Annotated in this window: 18 protein-coding genes; 14 read left to right on the top strand and 4 right to left on the bottom strand. The window is 74.4% G+C overall.

Features of this window, described 5'->3' with window-relative positions; all coding sequences use genetic code 11:
* The first annotated feature begins 2 nt into the window (after positions 1-2).
* From alaS to ABFX46_RS34240, 4 genes are read left to right on the top strand one after another with little or no spacing between them, the layout of a single operon-like run.
* Positions 3-2672, top strand: a complete 2670-nt coding sequence (alaS, locus tag ABFX46_RS34255; protein WP_346048078.1) for an alanine--tRNA ligase — start codon at positions 3-5, stop codon at positions 2670-2672.
* Between the two features lie 37 nt (positions 2673-2709).
* Complete coding sequence (gene ruvX, locus ABFX46_RS34250) at positions 2710-3165, top strand: Holliday junction resolvase RuvX (RefSeq protein WP_346048077.1); 456 nt, start codon at positions 2710-2712, stop codon at positions 3163-3165.
* Entirely contained in the window at positions 3165-4325 is a 1161-nt protein-coding gene (gene mltG / locus ABFX46_RS34245) for an endolytic transglycosylase MltG (RefSeq protein WP_346048076.1), read from the top strand. The genes ruvX and mltG overlap by 1 nt, the downstream gene beginning before the upstream one ends.
* A complete protein-coding gene (locus ABFX46_RS34240) occupies positions 4298-5155 on the top strand; it encodes a shikimate dehydrogenase (RefSeq protein WP_346048075.1) in 858 nt (285 codons plus the stop codon). The genes mltG and ABFX46_RS34240 overlap by 28 nt, the downstream gene beginning before the upstream one ends.
* Before the next feature lie 26 nt (positions 5156-5181).
* On the opposite strand, the gene ABFX46_RS34235 is transcribed toward ABFX46_RS34240, so the two are convergent.
* Complete coding sequence (locus tag ABFX46_RS34235; protein WP_346048074.1) at positions 5182-6543, bottom strand: prenyltransferase/squalene oxidase repeat-containing protein; 1362 nt, start codon at positions 6541-6543, stop codon at positions 5182-5184.
* Positions 6544-6748: 205 nt separating this feature from the next.
* Between ABFX46_RS34235 and ABFX46_RS34230 the strand changes: the two genes are divergently transcribed.
* Entirely contained in the window at positions 6749-7453 is a 705-nt protein-coding gene (locus ABFX46_RS34230) for an HIT family protein (RefSeq protein WP_346048073.1), read from the top strand.
* On the opposite strand, the gene ABFX46_RS34225 is transcribed toward ABFX46_RS34230, so the two are convergent.
* Both ABFX46_RS34225 and ABFX46_RS34220 read right to left on the bottom strand, forming a co-directional pair.
* Complete coding sequence (locus ABFX46_RS34225) at positions 7429-8367, bottom strand: PfkB family carbohydrate kinase (protein ID WP_346048072.1); 939 nt, start codon at positions 8365-8367, stop codon at positions 7429-7431. The two genes, ABFX46_RS34230 and ABFX46_RS34225, sit on opposite strands and share 25 nt — an antisense overlap.
* Before the next feature lie 11 nt (positions 8368-8378).
* Positions 8379-8870 carry an NUDIX domain-containing protein gene (locus ABFX46_RS34220; RefSeq protein ID WP_346048071.1) on the bottom strand — a complete coding sequence of 164 codons (492 nt, stop codon included), beginning with the start codon at positions 8868-8870 and terminating at the stop codon, positions 8379-8381.
* Positions 8871-9547: 677 nt separating this feature from the next.
* Here ABFX46_RS34220 and infC point away from each other — a divergent pair.
* The 8 genes from infC to pheT all read left to right on the top strand — a co-directional run bounded on the left by infC (position 9548) and on the right by pheT (position 17571).
* Positions 9548-10120 (top strand): translation initiation factor IF-3, encoded by a 573-nt coding sequence (gene infC / locus ABFX46_RS34215; protein ID WP_203597680.1) that lies wholly within the window; start codon positions 9548-9550, stop codon positions 10118-10120.
* Positions 10121-10304: 184 nt separating this feature from the next.
* Positions 10305-10499 carry a 50S ribosomal protein L35 gene (gene rpmI / locus ABFX46_RS34210; RefSeq protein ID WP_176405689.1) on the top strand — a complete coding sequence of 65 codons (195 nt, stop codon included), beginning with the start codon at positions 10305-10307 and terminating at the stop codon, positions 10497-10499.
* A 69-nt stretch (positions 10500-10568) separates the two neighbouring features.
* Positions 10569-10946 (top strand): 50S ribosomal protein L20, encoded by a 378-nt coding sequence (gene rplT, locus ABFX46_RS34205; RefSeq protein ID WP_131944984.1) that lies wholly within the window; start codon positions 10569-10571, stop codon positions 10944-10946.
* A gap of 34 nt (positions 10947-10980) precedes the next feature.
* Positions 10981-11796 (top strand): TrmH family RNA methyltransferase, encoded by an 816-nt coding sequence (locus ABFX46_RS34200; RefSeq protein ID WP_346048070.1) that lies wholly within the window; start codon positions 10981-10983, stop codon positions 11794-11796.
* 279 nt (positions 11797-12075) lie between these two features.
* A complete protein-coding gene (locus ABFX46_RS34195; RefSeq protein WP_346048069.1) occupies positions 12076-12573 on the top strand; it encodes an STAS domain-containing protein in 498 nt (165 codons plus the stop codon).
* Positions 12574-12764: 191 nt separating this feature from the next.
* Positions 12765-13853: a sensor histidine kinase gene (locus ABFX46_RS34190; RefSeq protein WP_346048068.1), complete on the top strand. Its 1089-nt coding sequence runs from the start codon at positions 12765-12767 to the stop codon at positions 13851-13853.
* A gap of 131 nt (positions 13854-13984) precedes the next feature.
* A complete protein-coding gene (gene pheS / locus ABFX46_RS34185; protein ID WP_346048067.1) occupies positions 13985-15094 on the top strand; it encodes a phenylalanine--tRNA ligase subunit alpha in 1110 nt (369 codons plus the stop codon).
* Positions 15094-17571, top strand: a complete 2478-nt coding sequence (gene pheT, locus ABFX46_RS34180) for a phenylalanine--tRNA ligase subunit beta (protein ID WP_346048066.1) — start codon at positions 15094-15096, stop codon at positions 17569-17571. Before pheS ends, pheT begins: the two co-directional genes overlap by 1 nt.
* Positions 17572-17623: 52 nt before the next feature.
* On the opposite strand, the gene ABFX46_RS34175 is transcribed toward pheT, so the two are convergent.
* Complete coding sequence (locus ABFX46_RS34175) at positions 17624-17893, bottom strand: hypothetical protein (protein WP_346048065.1); 270 nt, start codon at positions 17891-17893, stop codon at positions 17624-17626.
* Between the two features lie 233 nt (positions 17894-18126).
* Between ABFX46_RS34175 and ABFX46_RS34170 the strand changes: the two genes are divergently transcribed.
* Positions 18127-18261, top strand: a complete 135-nt coding sequence (locus ABFX46_RS34170; RefSeq protein WP_346048064.1) for a hypothetical protein — start codon at positions 18127-18129, stop codon at positions 18259-18261.
* Positions 18262-18464: the final 203 nt, after the last annotated feature.

Here is an 18464-nt window from a genome sequence, read left to right as displayed (position 1 = left end):
TCATGGAGTCGGCAGAGGTCGCACGCCGCTTCCTCTCATTCTTCGAGGAGCGCGGGCACACGGTGGTGCCCTCGGCCAGCCTGGTCGCCGAGGACCCGACCCTGCTGCTGGTCAACGCCGGCATGGTGCCGTTCAAGCCGTACTTCCTCGGGCAGCGCACGCCGCCGTCCGCCCGGATGACCAGCGCGCAGAAGTGCGTCCGGACGCCGGACATCGAGGAGGTCGGCAAGACCACCCGGCACGCCACGTTCTTCCAGATGCTGGGCAACTTCTCCATCGGCGACTACTTCAAGGAGCAGGCGATCCCGTTCGCCTGGGAGCTGCTGACCGCCTCCCGCGAGGACGGCGGCTTCGGGTTCCCCGAGGAGAAGCTGTGGGTCACCGTCTTCAAGGACGACGACGAGGCGCAGGGCATCTGGCACGACAAGGTCGGCGTCCCCCTCGACCGCATCCAGCGGCGCGGCATGGAGGACAACTTCTGGTCGATGGGCGTCCCCGGCCCCTGCGGGCCCTGCTCGGAGATCTACTACGACCGCGGCCCCGAGTACGGCCGCGAGGGCGGCCCCGTCGCCGACGAGGACCGGTACCTCGAGGTCTGGAACCTCGTCTTCATGCAGTACGAGCGGGGCCCGGGGGAGAGCAAGACCGACTTCCCGATCCTCGGCGACCTGCCCGCCAAGAACATCGACACCGGCATGGGCCTGGAGCGCATGGCGGCGATCCTGCAGGGCGTCGACAACATCTACGAGACCGACACCCTGTGGCGGGTCCTCGACCGGGCCGCCGGGCTGACCGGCGCCCGCTACGGCCGCGACCACCGCGCCGACGTGTCGCTGCGCGTCATCGCCGACCACGTCCGCAGCGGCACGATGATGGTCGCCGACGGCATCCGCCCCGGCAACGAGGGCCGCGGCTACGTGCTGCGCCGCATCCTGCGCCGCTCCATCCGCAACCTGCGGCTGCTCGGCGGCCAGGACGCCGGCCTCATGCACGAGCTGACCGCCGTCGCGATCAGCGCGATGGGCGAGCAGTACCCCGAGCTGGTGCGCACCGCCGCGAACATCCACACGGTCATCGACGCCGAGGAGGGCGCCTTCCTGCAGACGCTCCGCACCGGCACCGCGATCTTCGACACGGCCGTCGAGGAGACCAAGCGCTCCGGCGGCGCGACGCTGGCGGGCGAGCAGGCGTTCAAGCTGCACGACACCTACGGCTTCCCGATCGACCTCACCCTGGAGATGGCGTCCGAGCAGGGCCTCCAGGTCGACGAGGACGGCTTCCGCCGGCTCATGCAGGAGCAGCGGGACCGCGCGAAGAAGGACGCCCGCGACAAGAAGACCGGCAACCTCGACGTCTCCGTCCTGGACGAGCTGCTCACCGGCGCCGGCGGCAGGGTCGACTTCACCGGGTACGGCAGCCTCGCCGGCGACGCCCGCCTCGTCGGGCTCCTCGTGGGCGGCGCCAACGCCCCGGCCGCCGGGGAGGGCACCGAGGTCGAGGTCGTCCTCGACCGCACCCCGTTCTACGCCGAGGGCGGCGGCCAGCTCGCCGACCACGGCCTGATCCGGCTCGGCAACGGTGCCGTCATCGAGGTCACCGACGTGCAGTCGCCGCTCGCCGGGCTCATCGTGCACCGCGGCCGCGTCCGCAGCGGCGAGGCGCAGGCCGGCGACACCGCCTACGCCGAGGTCGACGTGGAGCGGCGCCGGGCGATCTCCCGCTCGCACACCGCGACCCACATGGTGCACGCCGGGTTCCGCCGGGCGCTCGGCGAGTCCGCCGCGCAGGCCGGCTCGGAGAACTCGCCCGGCCGGTTCCGGTTCGACTTCACCGCCTCCGGCGCCGTCCCGCCGAGCGTGCTGCGCGACGTCGAGGACGAGGTCAACGAGGTCCTGGTCGGCGACCTGGACGTGCGCGCCTTCCACACCTCGATCGACGAGGCCCGCGCGATGGGCGCGCTCGCGCTGTTCGGCGAGAAGTACGGCGACGAGGTCCGCGTCGTCGAGGTCGGCGACTACTCCCGCGAGCTGTGCGGCGGCACCCACGTCGCCCGCTCCGGGCAGCTCGGCCTGGTCAAGGTGCTGGGTGAGGCGTCGATCGGCGCCGGCGTCCGCCGCGTCGAGGCCCTCGTCGGCATCGACGCGTTCCGGTTCCTCGCCCGCGAGAGCGTCCTCGTCGCGCAGCTCGCCGAGCAGATGAAGGCCCGCAAGGAGGAGCTCCCCGAGCGGATCTCCGGCGTCGTCACCCGGCTGCGGGACGCCGAGAAGGAGCTGGAGAAGCTCCGCTCCCAGCAGGTCCTCGCGATCGCCGGCTCGCTCGCGGGCGGCGCGCAGGACGTGAACGGCATCGCGTTCGTCGGCCACCGCGCCCCGGACGGCACCGGCGCCGACGACCTGCGCAAGCTCGCCGTCGACGTCCGCGGCCGCCTGACGGCCCGGCCCGCCGTCGTGATGGTGACGGGCGTGCCGAAGGACCGCCCCGTCGTGGTCGTCGCCGTCACCGAGGGCGCGCGCGAGCGCGGCCTCAAGGCGGGGGCCCTCGTCGGCCTCGCCGCCAAGGCGCTCGGTGGCGGAGGCGGCGGCAAGGACGATCTGGCGCAGGGCGGCGGTGCCAACCCCGCGGCCGTCGGCGACGCCCTCGCCGCCGTCGAACGAGCAGTAGGGGCCGCGTGAGCCCGGCACATCGGGGTATGCGACCGGAGCCCGGGCAATGAGGCAGGGCGTCCGGTTGGGGGTCGATGTGGGAAGCGTGCGCGTCGGGGTCGCCAAGTGCGACCCCGGCGGGATCCTCGCCACCCCGCTGGAGACCGTGAAGAGCGGCAAGGGCGACATCGACCGGCTCGTGGCGCTCGCCGCCGAGTACGAGGCGATCGAGGTCGTCGTCGGGCTGCCGACGTCGCTGTCGGGCCGGGAGGGCCCGGCGGCGCGGACGGCCCGCAGGTTCGCGGCGATGCTCGCGGACCGCCTTCCCCCGGAGACCGTCCGGCTCCACGACGAGCGGCTCACCACCGTGACCGCCGAGAGCGGCCTGCGGGCCGGGGGCATCCATGGTCAGGCGAGGCGCAAGGTCGTCGACCAGGCCGCGGCGGCGGTCCTGCTGCAGGCGGCCCTCGACGCGGAACGGTTGACTGGGCACCCCCCAGGAGAGATCGTCCGGGGGAGCTGATGAACGATTTGGACCTCTTCTCCGACCCGTACGGCGACGGGCGGCAGCAGGGCGACCGGTACGGCAGGCGGGACCAGCGGCGCGTCCGCAAGCGGCAGAAGCGCCGCAGGCGCAACGGCCGCGCCGCGGCGCTGTTCGCGATGGCGTTCCTGGTGGCGGTGTTCGGCACCGGCGGCGTCCTCGGCTTCGCGTGGCTCGACGACAAGTGGCACCCGCCGGACTACGAGGGGCAGGGCTCCGGGGCCGTCACGGTGCAGGTCAAGGAGGGCGCCAGCGGCTCGGTGATCGGCCTGACGCTGGAGCGGCACCGCGTCGTCAAGAGCGCCCGCGCGTTCGTGAAGGTCTACACCAAGGAGACCCGCGCCTCCAGCATCCAGCCGGGCTTCTACCAGATGCGGCTGAAGATGTCGTCGGCGGCGGCGATGGCGCTGCTGCTGAACCCGAAGTCGCGGGCCGGGAACCAGATCACGATCCCCGAGGGCAGGCGGGCCGTCGAGGTCTTCGAGCTGCTGGCGGAGAAGACCGGGATCTCGGAGAAGGAGTTCCAGGCCGCCGCGAAGAAGGGGAAGGCGCTCGGGCTGCCGGCGTACGCGAAGGGCAGGGTGGAGGGGTACCTGTACCCGGGCCGCTACGACCTCGACCCGAACGGCTCGGCCGAGCAGATCCTCAAGCAGATGGTGGAGCGGTTCAACGAGGAGGCGGCCGGTACCGACCTCGTCGCCAAGGCGCGCAAGGCGCGCATGAACCCGGCGACGGTCGTCACGCTCGCCAGCCTCGTCCAGGCCGAGGGCGGCAAGCCCAGCGACCTGCCGAAGATCTCCCGGGTGATCTACAACCGGGTGAAGAAGGGCATGAAGCTGCAGTTCGACACCACGGTCCTGTACGCGCTGAACGAGCGGAGGCTCACGGTCACCGAGAAGGACCTGCTGACCCCGTCCCCGTACAACACCTACCTGCACACGGGCCTGCCGCCCGGCCCGATCGCCAACCCGGGGCCGGACGCGATCGAGGCCGCGCTGAACCCCGAGGACGGGACGTGGCTGTTCTTCATCGCCACCGACCCGACGAACAAGGTCACCAAGTTCGCCACGACGGAGGCGGAGCGGTTGAAGATCGAGGAGGAGTTCCGGGCGTGGCAGCGGGCGCATCCGGGCCAGTGACCGGGGAGACGGGCCGCCGGGCCGCGGTGCTCGGCTCGCCGATCGCGCATTCGCTGTCGCCGGTCCTGCACCGCGCGGCGTACGCGGCGATGGGCCTGGACGGCTGGTCCTACGAGGCGATCGAGTGCGGCGAGGACGGCCTCGCCGCGCTGCTGGACGGCCTCGGCCCGCAGTGGGCGGGCCTGTCGCTGACCATGCCGCTCAAGCGGGTCGCGCTGGACCTCGCCGACTCGGTGTCCGACCTCGCGGTGAAGGTCGGCGGCGCGAACACGATCGTCCTGCGGGACGGGCGGCGGCACGGCGACAACACCGACGTGCACGGCATCGAGGCGGCGCTCACCGAGGCCGGGGTCAAGGCGCCGCCGTCGGTGCTGGTGCTGGGCGGCGGGGCCACGGCCGCGTCCGCGCTCGCCGCGCTCGCCCGGCTCGGCACGGCCGAGGCGGTGCTCGCCGCGCGGGCGTCCGAGCGCGCCGCCGGCGCGGCCGAGGTGGGGGAGCGGTTCGGGCTCGCGGTGCGGGTGGTGCCGCTCGACCGGGTGGCCGGGCACCTGCCCGCGGAACTGGTCGTGTCGACGCTGCCGGGCCGGGCGGGCGACGCGTTCGCCGAACCGGTCGCCGCGTCCGGCGCGGCGCTGTTCGACGTGGTGTACGCGCCCTGGCCGACGGCGCTCGCCGCGGCGGTCGAGCGGGCCGGCGGGACGGTCGTGGGCGGGTTCGCGATGCTCCTGCACCAGGCCGTCCGGCAGGTGGCGCTGATGACCGGCCGCGACGACGTGCCGGTGGCGGCGATGCGCGCCGCCGGGGAGGCCGAGCTCGCCCGCCGCGCCTGACCCGTCCCGGCCGCCGGGGCGGACCGTCAGGGAGGGGCGGGCGGCGGGCCGCGCGGGGCGCGGCGCCGCTTCGCCGACTCGTCGATGCCGGTGAGGACGATCGGCAGGATCACGCTCAGCCAGAAGTCCTTCCAGCCCCACAGGCCGGCGGCGACGCCGAGGACGCTGGTGGCGCAGACGAGGCTCAGCAGGAGCGCCGCCCAGTGCCGCCGCGCGAACCCCGCCGGGTCGAGCGCGCGGTGCGGGAGCAGGTCGGCCAGCGGCCGCTCCCGCGCGTGGGAGCGCTGCACGACCGTCGCGTCCGGCAGCCAGTGCAGGATGTCGGCGCCTCCGGCGAGCGGGACGCGGGACAGCGCGATCAGCGTCTCCAGCCGCCACCACAGCGTCCACAGCGAGGTGCGGCCGCTGCCGGGGCAGCCGTTCCAGCGCGGGTCGGTGAACTCGCCGCGCACCAGCGTCCGGAACGCCCGCGCGATCACCGGGCCGTGCGGGCCGCGCGGATCCCGCAGCAGCGCGGTCAGCGCGATCGGCAGCCCGTAGTGCCAGAGCGCGAGCCGCCACACCGGTTCGGAGCCGGACCGTCCCGCCTCGGAGCCGTGCGGGTCGGCGCAGTGCGGGGCGACGTCGTAGGTCTCGATCCACGTGTGGTCGTCGTCGGGGTCGAGGTGCTCCAGCAGCCAGTCGTAGGCGTCCAGCAGCCGCTCGGTCCGCAGTTCCGGGCGCGCCTCGGCCAGGGTGACCAGCGCGAACGCGGTGTGGGTGACGGTGGGCCGGGCCGCCGGCGTCGGCCCCCAGCCGGGACGGTGCGCGGTCCGGTCGGCGGTCAGCCACTCCACGCCCCGGTCGACCGCCGGGTCGTAGGGGTTCAGCTGGCTGAGCGCGCGCAGCGCCAGGCAGGTCAGCCACACCCGGGACGGGCAGCCGTGCAGCGAGCCCCAGCCGCCGTCGGGGTTCTGGTTGCGCAGCAGCCACTGGTAGGCGCGCTTGGTGTCGGGCGCGTCGTCGCGCAGGTCGCAGCGGGCGCGGGCGAGGAACCGCGCGATCCAGCCGGTCGCCTCCACCACCGGCATGCCGAGGCTGGTCTTGGTGGCCCAGCCGCCGTCGCGCAGCCCGTCGGCGGAGGCGGTCTGCCGGGCGGCGAGGAAGGCCAGCCCGTCGTCGAAGTACTCGAAGGGGCGCCCCGCCTCCACGAACGCCATCAGCCCGAGGGCCGTCGCGGTGGTGCCCGGCTCGGGGCGCGCCAGCTCGTGGTACCAGCCGCCGCCGGTGCCGAGCGCGGGCGCGTAGGTGTCGCGCAGCACGTCGAGCGACTCGTTCAGCCGGGTCTGGAGCACGGCCATGTCGATGGCCGGGGCGCCGGTGCCGCGTCGCCGGCGCAGTCCCGGCATGGCGGCGGGAGGGTCGGCGCGGGGGACCGGTGCGGGGAGGGGAGGTGGTGTCTCGTGCACAGTGTCGCCTTCTGCCCTTTTTATTCCCGCAAGGACAGGCTTTGTATCCCGTGGGTTCCATGTCTGTATCCATGCGTCGGCACTCCGCCGCTGCCGGGCAGTCTGGAGGGGAGTGGTCCCCCGTTCCGTGGTGCCTGGAGGAGGCTTGGCCGAGCCGACGGCGTGGAACGAGCCGGGTCACGACTGCGTCCTGTGCCCCCCGCTGCGCTTCCGCTTCAACGGCATGGCCGACCTTCCCGGCGAGTCCGGCGTGATCGCCCGTGACGGGGACTTCCTCCTCATCCCTGACGTGGCGCCCCTCGCCGAGGGGCACGTGCTCCTGGTGACCCGCGACCACTACCAGTGCGCGGGAGAGTTCGGCCGGACGATGTGGGAGCGGGCGCTCCGGTGGCGCGACCGTGTCGCCCGCCTCTACCGCGCGGCCTACGGGAGCGGTGAACTGCTGCTGTTCGAGCACGGCCCGGCGACCCCGCAGGGCGGCGGCGCGTGCATCGACCACGCGCACTGGCATCTCCTGCCCGGAACCCCGGGGATGCGCGCGGTGGTGGAGCGGCGGGGCCGCCCCGGGTCGCCGGCCGGGCGGGCCGCCCTCCGCGCCTACGTCCGCACCGGCCGCTCCTACCTGCTGATCGAGGAGGAGGGGACCATGACCGTCCACCTGGGGGACGGCGTGCCGAGCCAGTTCCTGCGCTGGGCCGTGACGGCCGCCGGACCGGGGGAGACGTGGCGCTGGCAGGAGACCTTCGGCCTGCCCGGCAGCAGGCGGCGGTTCCTGCGGACGCTCCAGGCGCTGCGCGCCGCGCAGGCCGCACTCCCGCCGGGGGATCAGCCCTCCGACAGCCACCAGTAGAGCTCGCACGAGGCCAGCCGGTCCCCGAACCCCGCGCGCTCCGCGCCCTCGGTGTAGCCGGTGGCGTACTCCATCGGCGGCGCGCCCCGCCGGTGGGCGATGACCCGTTCCAGGGACGTCGCGCCGAACCGCAGCAGCCACAGCGGACGGCCCGGCACCTCGCGGTCCAGGACGGGAAGCAGCTCCCGCACCTCGTCGCCCCCGGCCGGCGCCGGGCGTCCGAGCAGGCGCGCCAGCGTGGGCGCCTCCGAGAAGACGAGGCCGGCGCGGGCCAGCACGGGCAGCACGGCGGACGCCGGGAGCCGCGCGTCGATGTCGTGCGGGACGAGGTCGAACGCGAACCGGGTCCCGGCCGCGCCCGCGATGCGCGCCGCCTCCTCCAGCGCCGCCCGCGAGAGCGGGGACAGCAGCGAGTACCCGTCGGCGGCCAGGACGTCCGCGTCCTCGATCGCGCCTGAAGCCGCCGCGACCTCCGCCGCGGTGAGCCGGCGCCCGGGCGGCTCGTCCTGCACGACCAGCAGCCGTACGCCGGGACCGCCGCCGCGCCCGCCCTCGCGCAGCATGACCGAGACGCCGTTCGGCGCGCCCGCCTCGACGCACAGGTGGTCGCGGGCGCCGATCCGGTGCAGCTCACGGCGGATCACCGGGGTGTAGTCGTCGTCCCCGATCTTCGCCAGCACTCCCACCCGGGCGAAGCGGCGGGCCGCGCACCGGGCCAGGTTGACCGCCGTCCCCGCGACCACGGCCCGCGCGGGGGCGTAGCAGAGCCGGTCGGCGCCGACGTCGGCGAACCGGACGCCCGGCAGGGACGCGCGGACCTCGATCCCGGCGTCGCCCATGACGAGCAGGGCGAACCGGCGTTCGGCGGCGCCGCCGAGCCCCGGCCATTCCGCGGGCGATCGGGACGGCGGCATGGCGCGGCCCGTCAGGCGGGCGGGAGCAGGAACGCCCGCATCACCGGGCGCAGGCTCGGGATGAGGTCGTAGCCGCCGAGGTCGGCCAGCGGCACCCAGGCGCAGCCGTCGAGGTGGTCGCCGGCGTCCTGGTTGCCGAGGGTGGCGTCGAGGGTCACCGGCCGGCAGCGGCGCGCGGCCGCGACGACGCGGACCTGGCCGCCCCGCGGCCCGCGGCCCGGCATGTACCACTGCCACAGATGGAACGGCGGGCCGGGATCGATCTTGAGGCCGACCTCCTCCCAGACCTCCCGGCGGATGTGGTCGTCGAGGTCGAGGTCGGCGTCCACCTCCAGCCGCCCGCCCGGCACCTCCCAGCGGCCCGGGTGGAACGGGTCGGACGCGGACTTGCGGACCAGCAGCAGCCGCCCGCCGGACACGATGAACGCCTTCTGCGCGAACTGCAGCGCGATCGGCGGCAAGGCGGTGAGGGGGCCGGGGGCGCCGGCCTGGACCGAGGGCATCGCGGGGACAACCTCCCTGCTGCCGGCCCTGCCGGGCCGTCTCCGCCCCCACCGTAGCAACCGCGGCCGCGCGCGCCGAGACGCCCGCCCGGCCACACCATCGTCACCTCTCCGGGCCGTCCGCGTCCGATGCCCCGCCCCGCCTCCGGAGCGCCCCGCCTCCGGGGCGCCCGCCTCCGGGGCGCCCGCCTCCGGGGCGCCCGCCTCCGAGCGCAGCGGCGGGGGACGGGAATGGCCGGGTGCCCGGAGCCGTTGACATGAGTGTCGTACCTCACCAAGGCACCAGCTCACGCCGGACGTCACGAGACGGTCGCGGCGTGGCGCGGCCCGCCCCGGCGGGTGGTAGTCTTGGTGGCCGACCGGCCCTGTGCGCGCGATCCGAGCGGTGGTGCGCGTGGGGCGCTCAAGCGGAGGCCACCTCCCACCTGACCGGCCGAGGCCGCGGTTCCTGCGCACCGCCCGAACGGGCGGTACCGCCGGAGCCCGCGGTACAGGTCTGGGGCGACCCGGACCACTGAGGCCGGTGGGTATCGGTCCGGCGAACGGGCGTTGCTCGCCCGTCCCGCCGTCGTCCCCGGGCGGCTCGTCCGTCCAGGGAGACCGAAGGTGGCCCCGTGCGTGAGTCGTGCGGGGCTTTTCTCGTGGAAGCCTCGGGGTACGACCGGTCCAACGAACTTATGGAACGGCCCCAAGGAGGTCCCATCAGCGCCGAACCGCGTATCAACGACCGCATTCGCGTGCCCGAGGTCCGGCTCGTCGGCCCGAACGGCGAACAGGTGGGCATCGTGCCCATCGCCAAGGCCCTTGAACTCGCGCGCGAGTCGGACCTCGACCTCGTCGAGGTGGCGCCCACCGCGCGTCCGCCCGTCGCCAAGCTCATGGACTACGGCAAGTTCAAGTACGAGTCCGCGATGAAGGCGCGTGAGGCGCGGAAGAACCAGGCGCACACGGTCATCAAGGAGATCAAGCTCCGCCCGAAGATCGACCCGCACGACTACGAGACCAAGAAGGGTCACGTGGTGCGGTTCCTGAAGGCCGGGGACAAGGTGAAGGTCACGATCATGTTCCGCGGTCGTGAGCAGTCCCGCCCCGAGCTCGGCTACCGGCTGCTGCAGCGGCTCGCCGACGACGTCGAGGAGCTCGGCTTCGTCGAGTCGCGGCCCAAGCAGGACGGCCGGAATATGATCATGGTGATCGGTCCGCACAAGAAGAAGACGGCCCGCGGGCAGGAGGCCGAGACCACCGCCTGACGGCCGTCCCGGGACGGCCTCGCGGCGGTCCCGACACCGCGACCTCGCGGCTGAGCGGGGTCGCGGCGCACGTACATTGAAGCCTGACCGGGCGCGTCCGCGGAGTTCCGTGCGGTGCGCCGATCAGGCGCGCCCCCGTGCGGCACGGCACGGGGGCCAGGGAAAGAGGGAGACGACGGCGACCATGCCGAAGACCAAGACCCACAGTGGTGCCAAGAAGCGCTTCAAGCTGACCGGCTCCGGCAAGGTGATGCGCCGCCGCGCCAACAAGAACCACCTGCTCGAGCACAAGCCGTCCAAGCGGACGCGCCGGCTGTCCGGCCCGGCCGTGGTGGCCGACGCCGACGCCAAGAACATCAAGAAGCTGCTGCGCAAGTAGCACTCGACCAGCAATATCAGCGACCGGCCGAGGCCCGATGGCCCCGGCCCCCACGAAGGAGTTCAGCACGTGGCACGCGTGAAGCGGGGCGTCAACGCCGCCAAGAAGCGTCGGGTCGTCCTGGAGCGGTCGAGCGGCTACCGCGGTCAGCGTTCGCGCCTGTACCGCAAGGCCAAGGAGCAGCAGCTCCACTCGATGACCTACGCCTTCCGGGACCGCAAGGACCGCAAGGGCCAGTTCCGCCGGCTGTGGATCCAGCGGATCAACGCCGCGGCCCGCGCCAACGGCATCACCTACAACCGGTTCATCCAGGGCCTGAAGGCGGCGGAGATCGAGGTCGACCGCCGCATGCTCGCCGAGCTGGCCGTGAACGACGCCGCGGCGTTCGCCGCGCTCGTCCAGGTCGCCAAGGACGCGCTCCCGGCCGAGGGTTCGGAGGCCGCCTGAGCCGGGCGACCGGCATACGGGCGATCACAGCGACATGGCGGGCCGCGAGCTGACCTCTCTCCGATCACCACGGGTGAAGGCCGCTCGGCGGCTCGCCAAACGCGCCTTCCGGCGCCGCGAGAACCGGTTCCTCGCCGAGGGGCCGCAGGCGGTGCGGGAGGCGCTGCAGATCCCGGGCGGGCTCGCCGAGCTGTTCACCACCGCCGAGGCGGAGGCCCGCCACCCCGACCTGGTGCTCGCCGCCGAGCGCGCCGGCGCGCCGGTGCTGCGGGTCAGCGGCGAGGTCATGGCCGAGCTGGCCCAGACCGTCACCCCGCAGGGGCTGCTGGCGGTCTGCGAGTTCGTCGACGTCCCGCTGGGCAAGGCCCTGGAGGCGGGGCCGCGGCTGGTGACCGTCCTCGCGCACGTCCGCGACCCCGGCAACGCCGGCACGGTGCTGCGCACCGCCGACGCCGCCGGCTCGGAGACGGTCGTGTTCACCGACGCGTCCGTCGACCCCTACAACGGCAAGTGCGTGCGCGCCTCGGCGGGCAGCCTGTTCCACCTGCCGGTCGTCACCGGCCCCCGGTTCGACACGCTGATCCCCGAGCTGAAGGGCGCGGGTCTGACCGTCCTCGCCGCCGACGGCGCGGGCGACCGCACCCTGGACGACGCGATCGACACGGGGCTGCTCGCGCGCCCCACCGCGTGGGTGTTCGGGAACGAGGCGTGGGGGCTGCCCGACGAGATCCTCCGGCACGTGGACGAGGTCGTCCGCGTGCCCATCTACGGAAGCGCCGAGAGCCTGAACCTGGCGACGGCCGCGGCCGTATGCCTCTACGCCTCGGCCCGCGCCCAGCGCGGGACGTGACGCGCGTACGGGGGAGCGGTCGCGGAGGTTCACTCCATTCCGTGATCGGATGGCCGCAAGCGGTCGCCTGAGGCACCGCTTTCCGGCCGGTGAGCTGGGAGGATGGACCGCGCAGCGGCGGCGGGCGGGGGGCCCGCCGCCGGGTGCGGCTCATCCGCAGGTAGGAGCCGGATCAGGGACCGGCGGGGGATCAACGCCGTTCCGTCCGGTGCCTACCGTGTTGATCAGTGCGTTGACCAGGAGCGGCATGGCGCCGTGCAGAGTTGGGGGCGAAACGTGATGACCGAGGAGACCAGACCGGTCCGCAGAGCGGGCCGGCGCGTGCCGGAGGTGCGGTGCCGCGCGGGCGCGGGGACGCCGCCCGCCGCCCCGCCCGTCCCGGTCGGCGGCCCCGCGGAGGCCGCCGGCCTCGCGGTCGAGGTCGCCCGGGTGCGGGGCGGAACGGCCGTCGTCACGGTGGCCGGCGAGATCGACCTGCGCACGGCCGGCGTGCTCCGCGACCGGCTCGTCGAGCTGCACGGCCGGCTGCCCGCCGCGGGCCCGCGCCGGCTGGTGGCCGACTTCACCGCCGTCCCGTTCTGCGACGCCGCCGGGCTCGGCGCGCTGGTCGCCGCGCACAACCAGATCGCGGCGGACGGCGGCGAGATCGTCCTCGCCGGGGTCCGGCCCGCCCAGCTGCGCCTCCTGCGCATCACCGGGCTGCACCGGCTGTTCACGGTCCACGCCGCCGCGGACGACGTCTGGGCCGCGCCCGGGCCGCCCGCCGCGTCCCGGTGACTCCGGCCGTCGGCGCTGGTGAGGCCGCTTCCGGGCAGGGCGGAACCTCGCCCGGAAGGCTACAGAAGCCTTGCCGCGGGGCGGTTTCCGGGTCCCGCAAGGCGGCCGACTCCGGCTAGAGTCTCTTTTCGACAGGCCGCGTTCTCATCGGTGTTCTGGAGGCCGCTGTGGGCGGAGAGGAGTCCCCTCCCGTGGCCGCGCGCGTACCCCGGCAGGGGTCCGGGCCGGCCGCCGAGTGGGACGCCGCCGACGACCTGCCCGACGGGCTGATGGTCGCCGGCCGGGACGCCCGCGTGCTGGTGTTCAACGCCGCCGCCGCGCGGATCACCGGGATCGCCGCCGAGTCCGCGGTGGGCCGCGACTTCCGCGACGTCCTGCCGCTGCACGACGCCGAGGGCCGCGACTGGTGGAAGTGCCTGGCCCCCTACGACGGGCTGAGCACCCGCACCCGGCACCCCGAGCGGGTGCTGTTCCTGCCCGGCGGCACCGAGGTGCTGGTGACCGCCGCGTACCGCCGCGACGGCGAGCGCCGGGTGGAACGGTTCACGGTCTGCCTGCGCGACGCCCTGCAGCGCGCCCGGCAGGAGCGCGACCGCGCCGACCTCGTCTCCACCGTGGCGCACGAGCTGCGCTCCCCGCTCACCAGCGTGAAGGGGTTCACCGCGACCCTGCTCGCCAAGTGGCACCGCTTCAACGACGACCAGAAGCGGGTGATGCTGGAGACCGTCAACGCCGACGCCGACCGGGTCACCCGGCTGATCACCGAGCTGCTGGACGTGTCCCGGATCGAGGCGGGCCGGCTGGAGATGCGCCGCCAGGTCGTCGACATCCCCGGCGAGGTCCGCAAGATCATCGCGGGCCGGGTCGCGGCCGGCGAGCCGGAGGACCGGTTCCGGTTCGAGACGCGCGGCGAACTGCCCGAGATGTGGCTCGACCCCGACAAGATGGACCAGATCCTCGGCAACCTCGTCGAAAACGCGGTGCGGCACGGAGCGGGTACTGTCACCATCGTGGTGGAGCCGGACGCGCACAAGGAGGGGGCCGCCGTGTCGGTACGCGACGAGGGCGAGGGCATCCCGCCCGAGGCCGCCCAGCGCGTCTTCCGGCAGTTCTGGCGCGGCCCCGGCGGCAACCGCCGCGGCGGCACCGGCCTCGGTCTCTACATCGTCAAGGGCCTGGTCGAGGCGCACGGCGGCGTGATCACCGTGCGGCGGGCGCCCGGCGGCGGCGCCGAGTTCCGATTTACCGTGCCCGCAGGGGCCCCCGACTACGCCGGCTGACCGCGGCGCACGCCGCCGGTCGGGCCGGGCCCCTGGACGGGCCAGCGCGTCACGCGCACGCTTTCCGGATCTTCACCGCCCGCGCACTAGACTGCGGGCGTCCCACGCCGACCGGAGTCGATCACACCACCATGTCTGCACCCAACAAGTCCTATGACCCCGTCGAGGTGTCCGCGCTGCAGCCCGAGGAGCTGGACCGGGCCCGTGACGCGGCGCTCGCGGCGATCGCCGCGGCCGCCGACCTCGACGCACTGAAGCAGGTCCGCCTGGCGCACGCCGGCGACCGCTCGCCGCTGGCCCTCGCCAACCGCGAGATCGGCGCGCTGCCGCCCGCCGCCCGCGCCGACGCCGGCAAGCGCATCGGCGCCGCCCGCGGCGCGGTGTCCAAGGCGCTCAAGGAGCGCCAGGCCGAACTGGAGGAGGAGCGCGACCAGCGCGTCCTCGTCGAGGAGACCGTCGACGTCACCCTCCCGTGGGACCGGGCCCCGCGCGGCGCCCGCCACCCGCTGACCACGATGCAGGAGCGGATGGCCGACGTCTTCGTCTCCATGGGCTTCGAGGTCTCCGAGGGCCCCGAGGTCGAGGCGGAGTGGTTCAACTTCGACGCGCTCAACTTCCTGCCCGACCACCCGGCCCGCACCATGCAGGACACGTTCTTCGTGGAGTCGGAGGAGTCCGGCCTGGTGATGCGCACGCACACCTCGCCGATGCAGATCCGGTCGCTGCTGTCGCGGGAGCTGCCCGTGTACGTGGTGGCGCCGGGCCGCACGTTCCGCACCGACGAGCTGGACGCCACGCACAGCCCCGTCTTCCACCAGCTGGAGGGCCTCGCCGTCGACGAGGGCCTGACGATGGCCGACCTGCGCGGCGGCATCGACGCGTTCGTCACCGGCATGTTCGGCGAGGGGCTGAAGACCCGGTTCCGGCCGTCGTACTTCCCGTTCACCGAGCCGTCCGCCGAGGTGGACATGCAGTGCTTCGTGTGCCGCGGCGCGTCCGCCGAGCCCGGCGCGGAGCCGTGCCGGACGTGCAGCTCCGAGGGCTGGATCGAGCTGGGCGGCTGCGGCATGGTCAACCCGCGGGTGCTGGTCGCCTGCGGTGTCGACGCGGACCGCTACAGCGGCTGGGCGTTCGGGCTGGGCGTCGAGCGGACGCTGATGTTCCGGCACGGCGTGGAGGACATGTACGACATGGTGGAGGGCGACGTCCGGTTCACCCTCCCGTTCGGGATGGAGATCTGATGCGGGCCCCGCTTTCCTGGCTGCGCGAGTACGTCGAGCTGCCCGCCGGCGTCACGGGCCGGGCCCTCGCCGCCGAGCTGATCGCGGCGGGCCTGGAGGTCGAGACCGTTGAGCAGGCGGGCGCCGACATCACCGGCCCGCTCGTCGTCGGCGAGGTCCTGGCGATCGAGGAGCTGACTGGCTTCAAGAAGCCGATCCGCTACTGCCGGGTGGACGTCGGCGACGCCAACGGCACCGGCGAACCGCAGAACATCGTGTGCGGCGCCACCAACTTCGCGGTCGGCGACCGCGTCGTGGTGATCCTGCCGGGCGGCGTGCTGCCCGGCGGGTTCCAGATCGGCGCTCGCAAGACCTACGGGCACCTGTCCGAGGGCATGATCTGCTCGGTCAGCGAGCTGGGCGTCGGCGAGGACCACAGCGGCATCCTCGTCCTGCCCCGGGACACGCCCGTCGGCGCGGACGCGATCGAGCTGCTCGGGCTGCGCGACGACGTCCTCGACATCGCCGTGACCCCCGACCGCGGCTACGCCCTGTCGATCCGCGGCCTCGCCCGCGAGGCGGCCACCGCATACGACGTCCCGTTCAAGGACCCGGCCGACGTGGAACTCCCGGCCGAGAACGGGGAGGCCTACCCGGCGGGCATCGGGGATCCGACCGCGTGCGACCGGTTCGTGCTGCGGGAGGTGCGCGGGTTCGACCCGGACGCGAAGACCCCGATGTGGATGCAGGTCCGCCTGCACCGCGCCGGGATGCGGCCGGTGTCGCTCGCCGTGGACATCACCAACTACCTGATGCTGGAGCTGGGCCAGCCGCTGCACGCCTTCGACCGCGGCAAGCTCACCGGCCCGATCGTGGTGCGGCGCGCCGCGCCCGGCGAGAAGCTGGAGACGCTCGACCACGTCAAGCGGACCCTCGACCCCGACGACATCCTCATCACCGACGAGTCGGGGCCGATCTCGATGGCCGGCACGATGGGCGGCCTCGCCACCGAGATCGACGAGCGGTCGGCCGACATGGTCATCGAGGCGGCGCACTTCGACGCGATGGGCACCGCCCGCATGAGCCGCCGCCACAAGCTGCACAGCGAGGCGTCGCACCGGTTCGAGCGCGGCGTCGACCGCGAGCTGCCGCTGTACGCCTCGTACCGGGCCGTCCAGCTGCTCGCCGAGCTGGGCGGTGCGGAGATCGTGCCGGGCGTGACGCACGCCGAGGCGCCGGTCGAGCCGGTCACCGTCACGATGCCCGCCGGGCACCCCGACAAGGTCGCGGGCGTGGCCTACGGGCGGGACGCGGTCGTCCGGCGGCTGGAGCAGGTCGGCTGCGCGGTGGCCGGGGACGACGTCCTGACGGTGACGCCGCCGTCGTGGCGTCCCGACCTGACCGACCCGAACGACCTCGCCGAGGAGGTCATCCGGCTCGAAGGCTACGAGGACATCCCGGCCAGGGCCCCGCGTCCCGCCGCCGGGCAGGGCCTGACCGCGCACCAGCGGCTGCGCCGCCGCGTCGGCCGCGCGCTCGCCGGCGCCGGCTACGTCGAGGCGCTGGCGTTCCCGTTCATCGCCGAGAAGGACCTGGACGGCCTGCAACTGCCCGCGGACGACGCCCGCCGCCGCACGCTGCGCCTCGCGAACCCGCTGTCGGAGCAGGAGCCGCTGCTGCGCACCACGCTGCTGCCGGGCCTGCTGAAGGTCCTCGCGCTGAACGTGGGCCGCGGGTTCGGCGACGCCGCCCTGTTCGAGCTCGGCGTGGTGTTCCGGCCCCGCCCGGACGCCCCGGACCGCGCCCCGCGCCTCGCCGTGGACCGCGGCCCGACGGCCGAGGAGATCGCTTCGGTGGAGGCGGCGCTGCCCGACCAGCCGCACCGGGTGGCGGTCGTGCTGTCCGGCGACCGCGAGCCGTCCGGCTGGTGGGGCGCGGGACGCCCGGCCGTATGGGCGGACGCGATCGAGGCCGCCCGCATGGTGGCCCGCGAGGTCGGCGTGGAGCTGGCGGCCAAGGCCGATCAGCACGCGCCGTGGCATCCGGGCCGCTGCGCCGCGCTGTACGCCGGCGACACGCTCGTGGGGCACGCGGGCGAGCTGCACCCGCGCGTCACGAAGGCGTACGGGCTGCCGGCGCGGTCGTGCGCGATGGAGCTGGAGCTGCGCCGCCTGGGCGAGCCGGCCTCCGTCAGCGCGCCGCACGTGTCGCCCTACCCGGTCGCCACGCAGGACGTGGCGCTGATCGTCGACTCCGCGGTGCCCGCCGCCGAGGTCGAGTCGGCGCTGCGCGACGGCGCCGGCGACCTGCTGGAGGCGATCCGGCTGTTCGACGTCTACACCGGCGAGCAGGCGGGAAAGGGCCGCAAGTCCCTCGCGTACTCGCTGCGGTTCCGCGCGCCGGACCGCACGCTGACCGCCGAGGAGGCGTCGCAGGCCCGCGACGCGGCGGTGGCGGCGGCGACCGACCGCACCGGAGCCGTCCTGCGCGGCGCCTGACGCGCGCACGCGTGCCCCGGACCCTGCTGCGGGTCCGGGGCGCGCTCGCGTCTCAGCCCGCGTAGTCGAGGCTGCCGACGGACACGAGCCGGTCCATCGACAGCGCCGCCACCGCGTACCAGCAGGCTCCGACGAGCGCCTCGGCCCCGAGCAGCGGCAGGACGCGGCCGGCGGGCGCGCCGCCGAGGACGCCACGCACCGCATCCACCCCGTGCACGACCGGCAGCGCGTGCGCCGCGATCTCCAGCGGCGCGGGCCACACCCCGACGGGGACGTTCACCCCGCCGAACGTCATCACGATTCCGTACGCGACGTTCAGCACGAGCCATTCGACGCCGCGCAGCCGCAGCGCGATGCCCGCCAGCGCACCGGTACCCGTAGCTGCCGACCAGGATCAGCAGGACGACCGGCGGGGCGTCCCCGGCGCGCGGCCAGGACAGCGGGACGCCGAGCAGCGACGGCAGCACCAGCCAGGCGACAGACGAGCCAGCCAGCCCGGTCACCGTCCACTGCAGGCCGCGCCCCAGGTACACCGGCAGGTGCCCGGACGGCGCGATGGCCGGCAGCGGCAGCGTCCCCATGCGCCGCTCGCCGGCCGGCGAGATCACCACGATCGTCGACTCCATGCAGGCCGGCACCACGATGTTGCCGACCAGCACGTACCGCATCGTGGCTTCGTCGCCGACGTAGCGGCCCAGCAGCGCGTAGAACGTCGCCTGGCAGAGCAGCCGCACCAGCCACCCGAACGTCCACGTCCGCCAGGTGTAGACGGCGCCCATCTCGGCGAACCCGAGGATCAGCGACTCCCCGGACGATCCGGCGGCCCGCCCGACGGCCCGGCCAGGCCCGCGCGGCGCGCCCGCTCGGAGACGCGGCGGGCCAGCGGCGCGGCG

It is taken from the genome of Actinomadura chokoriensis, from assembly GCF_039529475.1.
Taxonomy (GTDB): Bacteria; Actinomycetota; Actinomycetes; order Streptosporangiales; family Streptosporangiaceae; genus Spirillospora; species Spirillospora bangladeshensis.
Note: the sequence above shows the minus strand (reverse complement) of the source record. Positions and strands in the feature narration are given on the sequence as shown.

What these genes read in the sequence shown, in the direction of transcription:
- alaS (WP_346048078.1), top strand. Translation starts at nt 3, where the DNA reads ATGGAGTCGGCAGAGGTCGCACGCCGCTTCCTCTCATTCTTCGAGGAG.
- ruvX (WP_346048077.1), top strand. Translation starts at nt 2,710, where the DNA reads ATGAGGCAGGGCGTCCGGTTGGGGGTCGATGTGGGAAGCGTGCGCGTC.
- mltG (WP_346048076.1), top strand. Translation starts at nt 3,165, where the DNA reads ATGAACGATTTGGACCTCTTCTCCGACCCGTACGGCGACGGGCGGCAG.
- ABFX46_RS34235 (WP_346048074.1), bottom strand. Translation starts at nt 6,543, where the DNA reads ATGCCGGGACTGCGCCGGCGACGCGGCACCGGCGCCCCGGCCATCGAC.
- ABFX46_RS34225 (WP_346048072.1), bottom strand. Translation starts at nt 8,367, where the DNA reads ATGCCGCCGTCCCGATCGCCCGCGGAATGGCCGGGGCTCGGCGGCGCC.
- ABFX46_RS34220 (WP_346048071.1), bottom strand. Translation starts at nt 8,870, where the DNA reads ATGCCCTCGGTCCAGGCCGGCGCCCCCGGCCCCCTCACCGCCTTGCCG.
- infC (WP_203597680.1), top strand. Translation starts at nt 9,548, where the DNA reads ATGGAACGGCCCCAAGGAGGTCCCATCAGCGCCGAACCGCGTATCAAC.
- rpmI (WP_176405689.1), top strand. Translation starts at nt 10,305, where the DNA reads ATGCCGAAGACCAAGACCCACAGTGGTGCCAAGAAGCGCTTCAAGCTG.
- ABFX46_RS34200 (WP_346048070.1), top strand. Translation starts at nt 10,981, where the DNA reads ATGGCGGGCCGCGAGCTGACCTCTCTCCGATCACCACGGGTGAAGGCC.
- ABFX46_RS34195 (WP_346048069.1), top strand. Translation starts at nt 12,076, where the DNA reads ATGACCGAGGAGACCAGACCGGTCCGCAGAGCGGGCCGGCGCGTGCCG.
- pheS (WP_346048067.1), top strand. Translation starts at nt 13,985, where the DNA reads ATGTCTGCACCCAACAAGTCCTATGACCCCGTCGAGGTGTCCGCGCTG.
- pheT (WP_346048066.1), top strand. Translation starts at nt 15,094, where the DNA reads ATGCGGGCCCCGCTTTCCTGGCTGCGCGAGTACGTCGAGCTGCCCGCC.
- ABFX46_RS34170 (WP_346048064.1), top strand. Translation starts at nt 18,127, where the DNA reads ATGGCCGGCAGCGGCAGCGTCCCCATGCGCCGCTCGCCGGCCGGCGAG.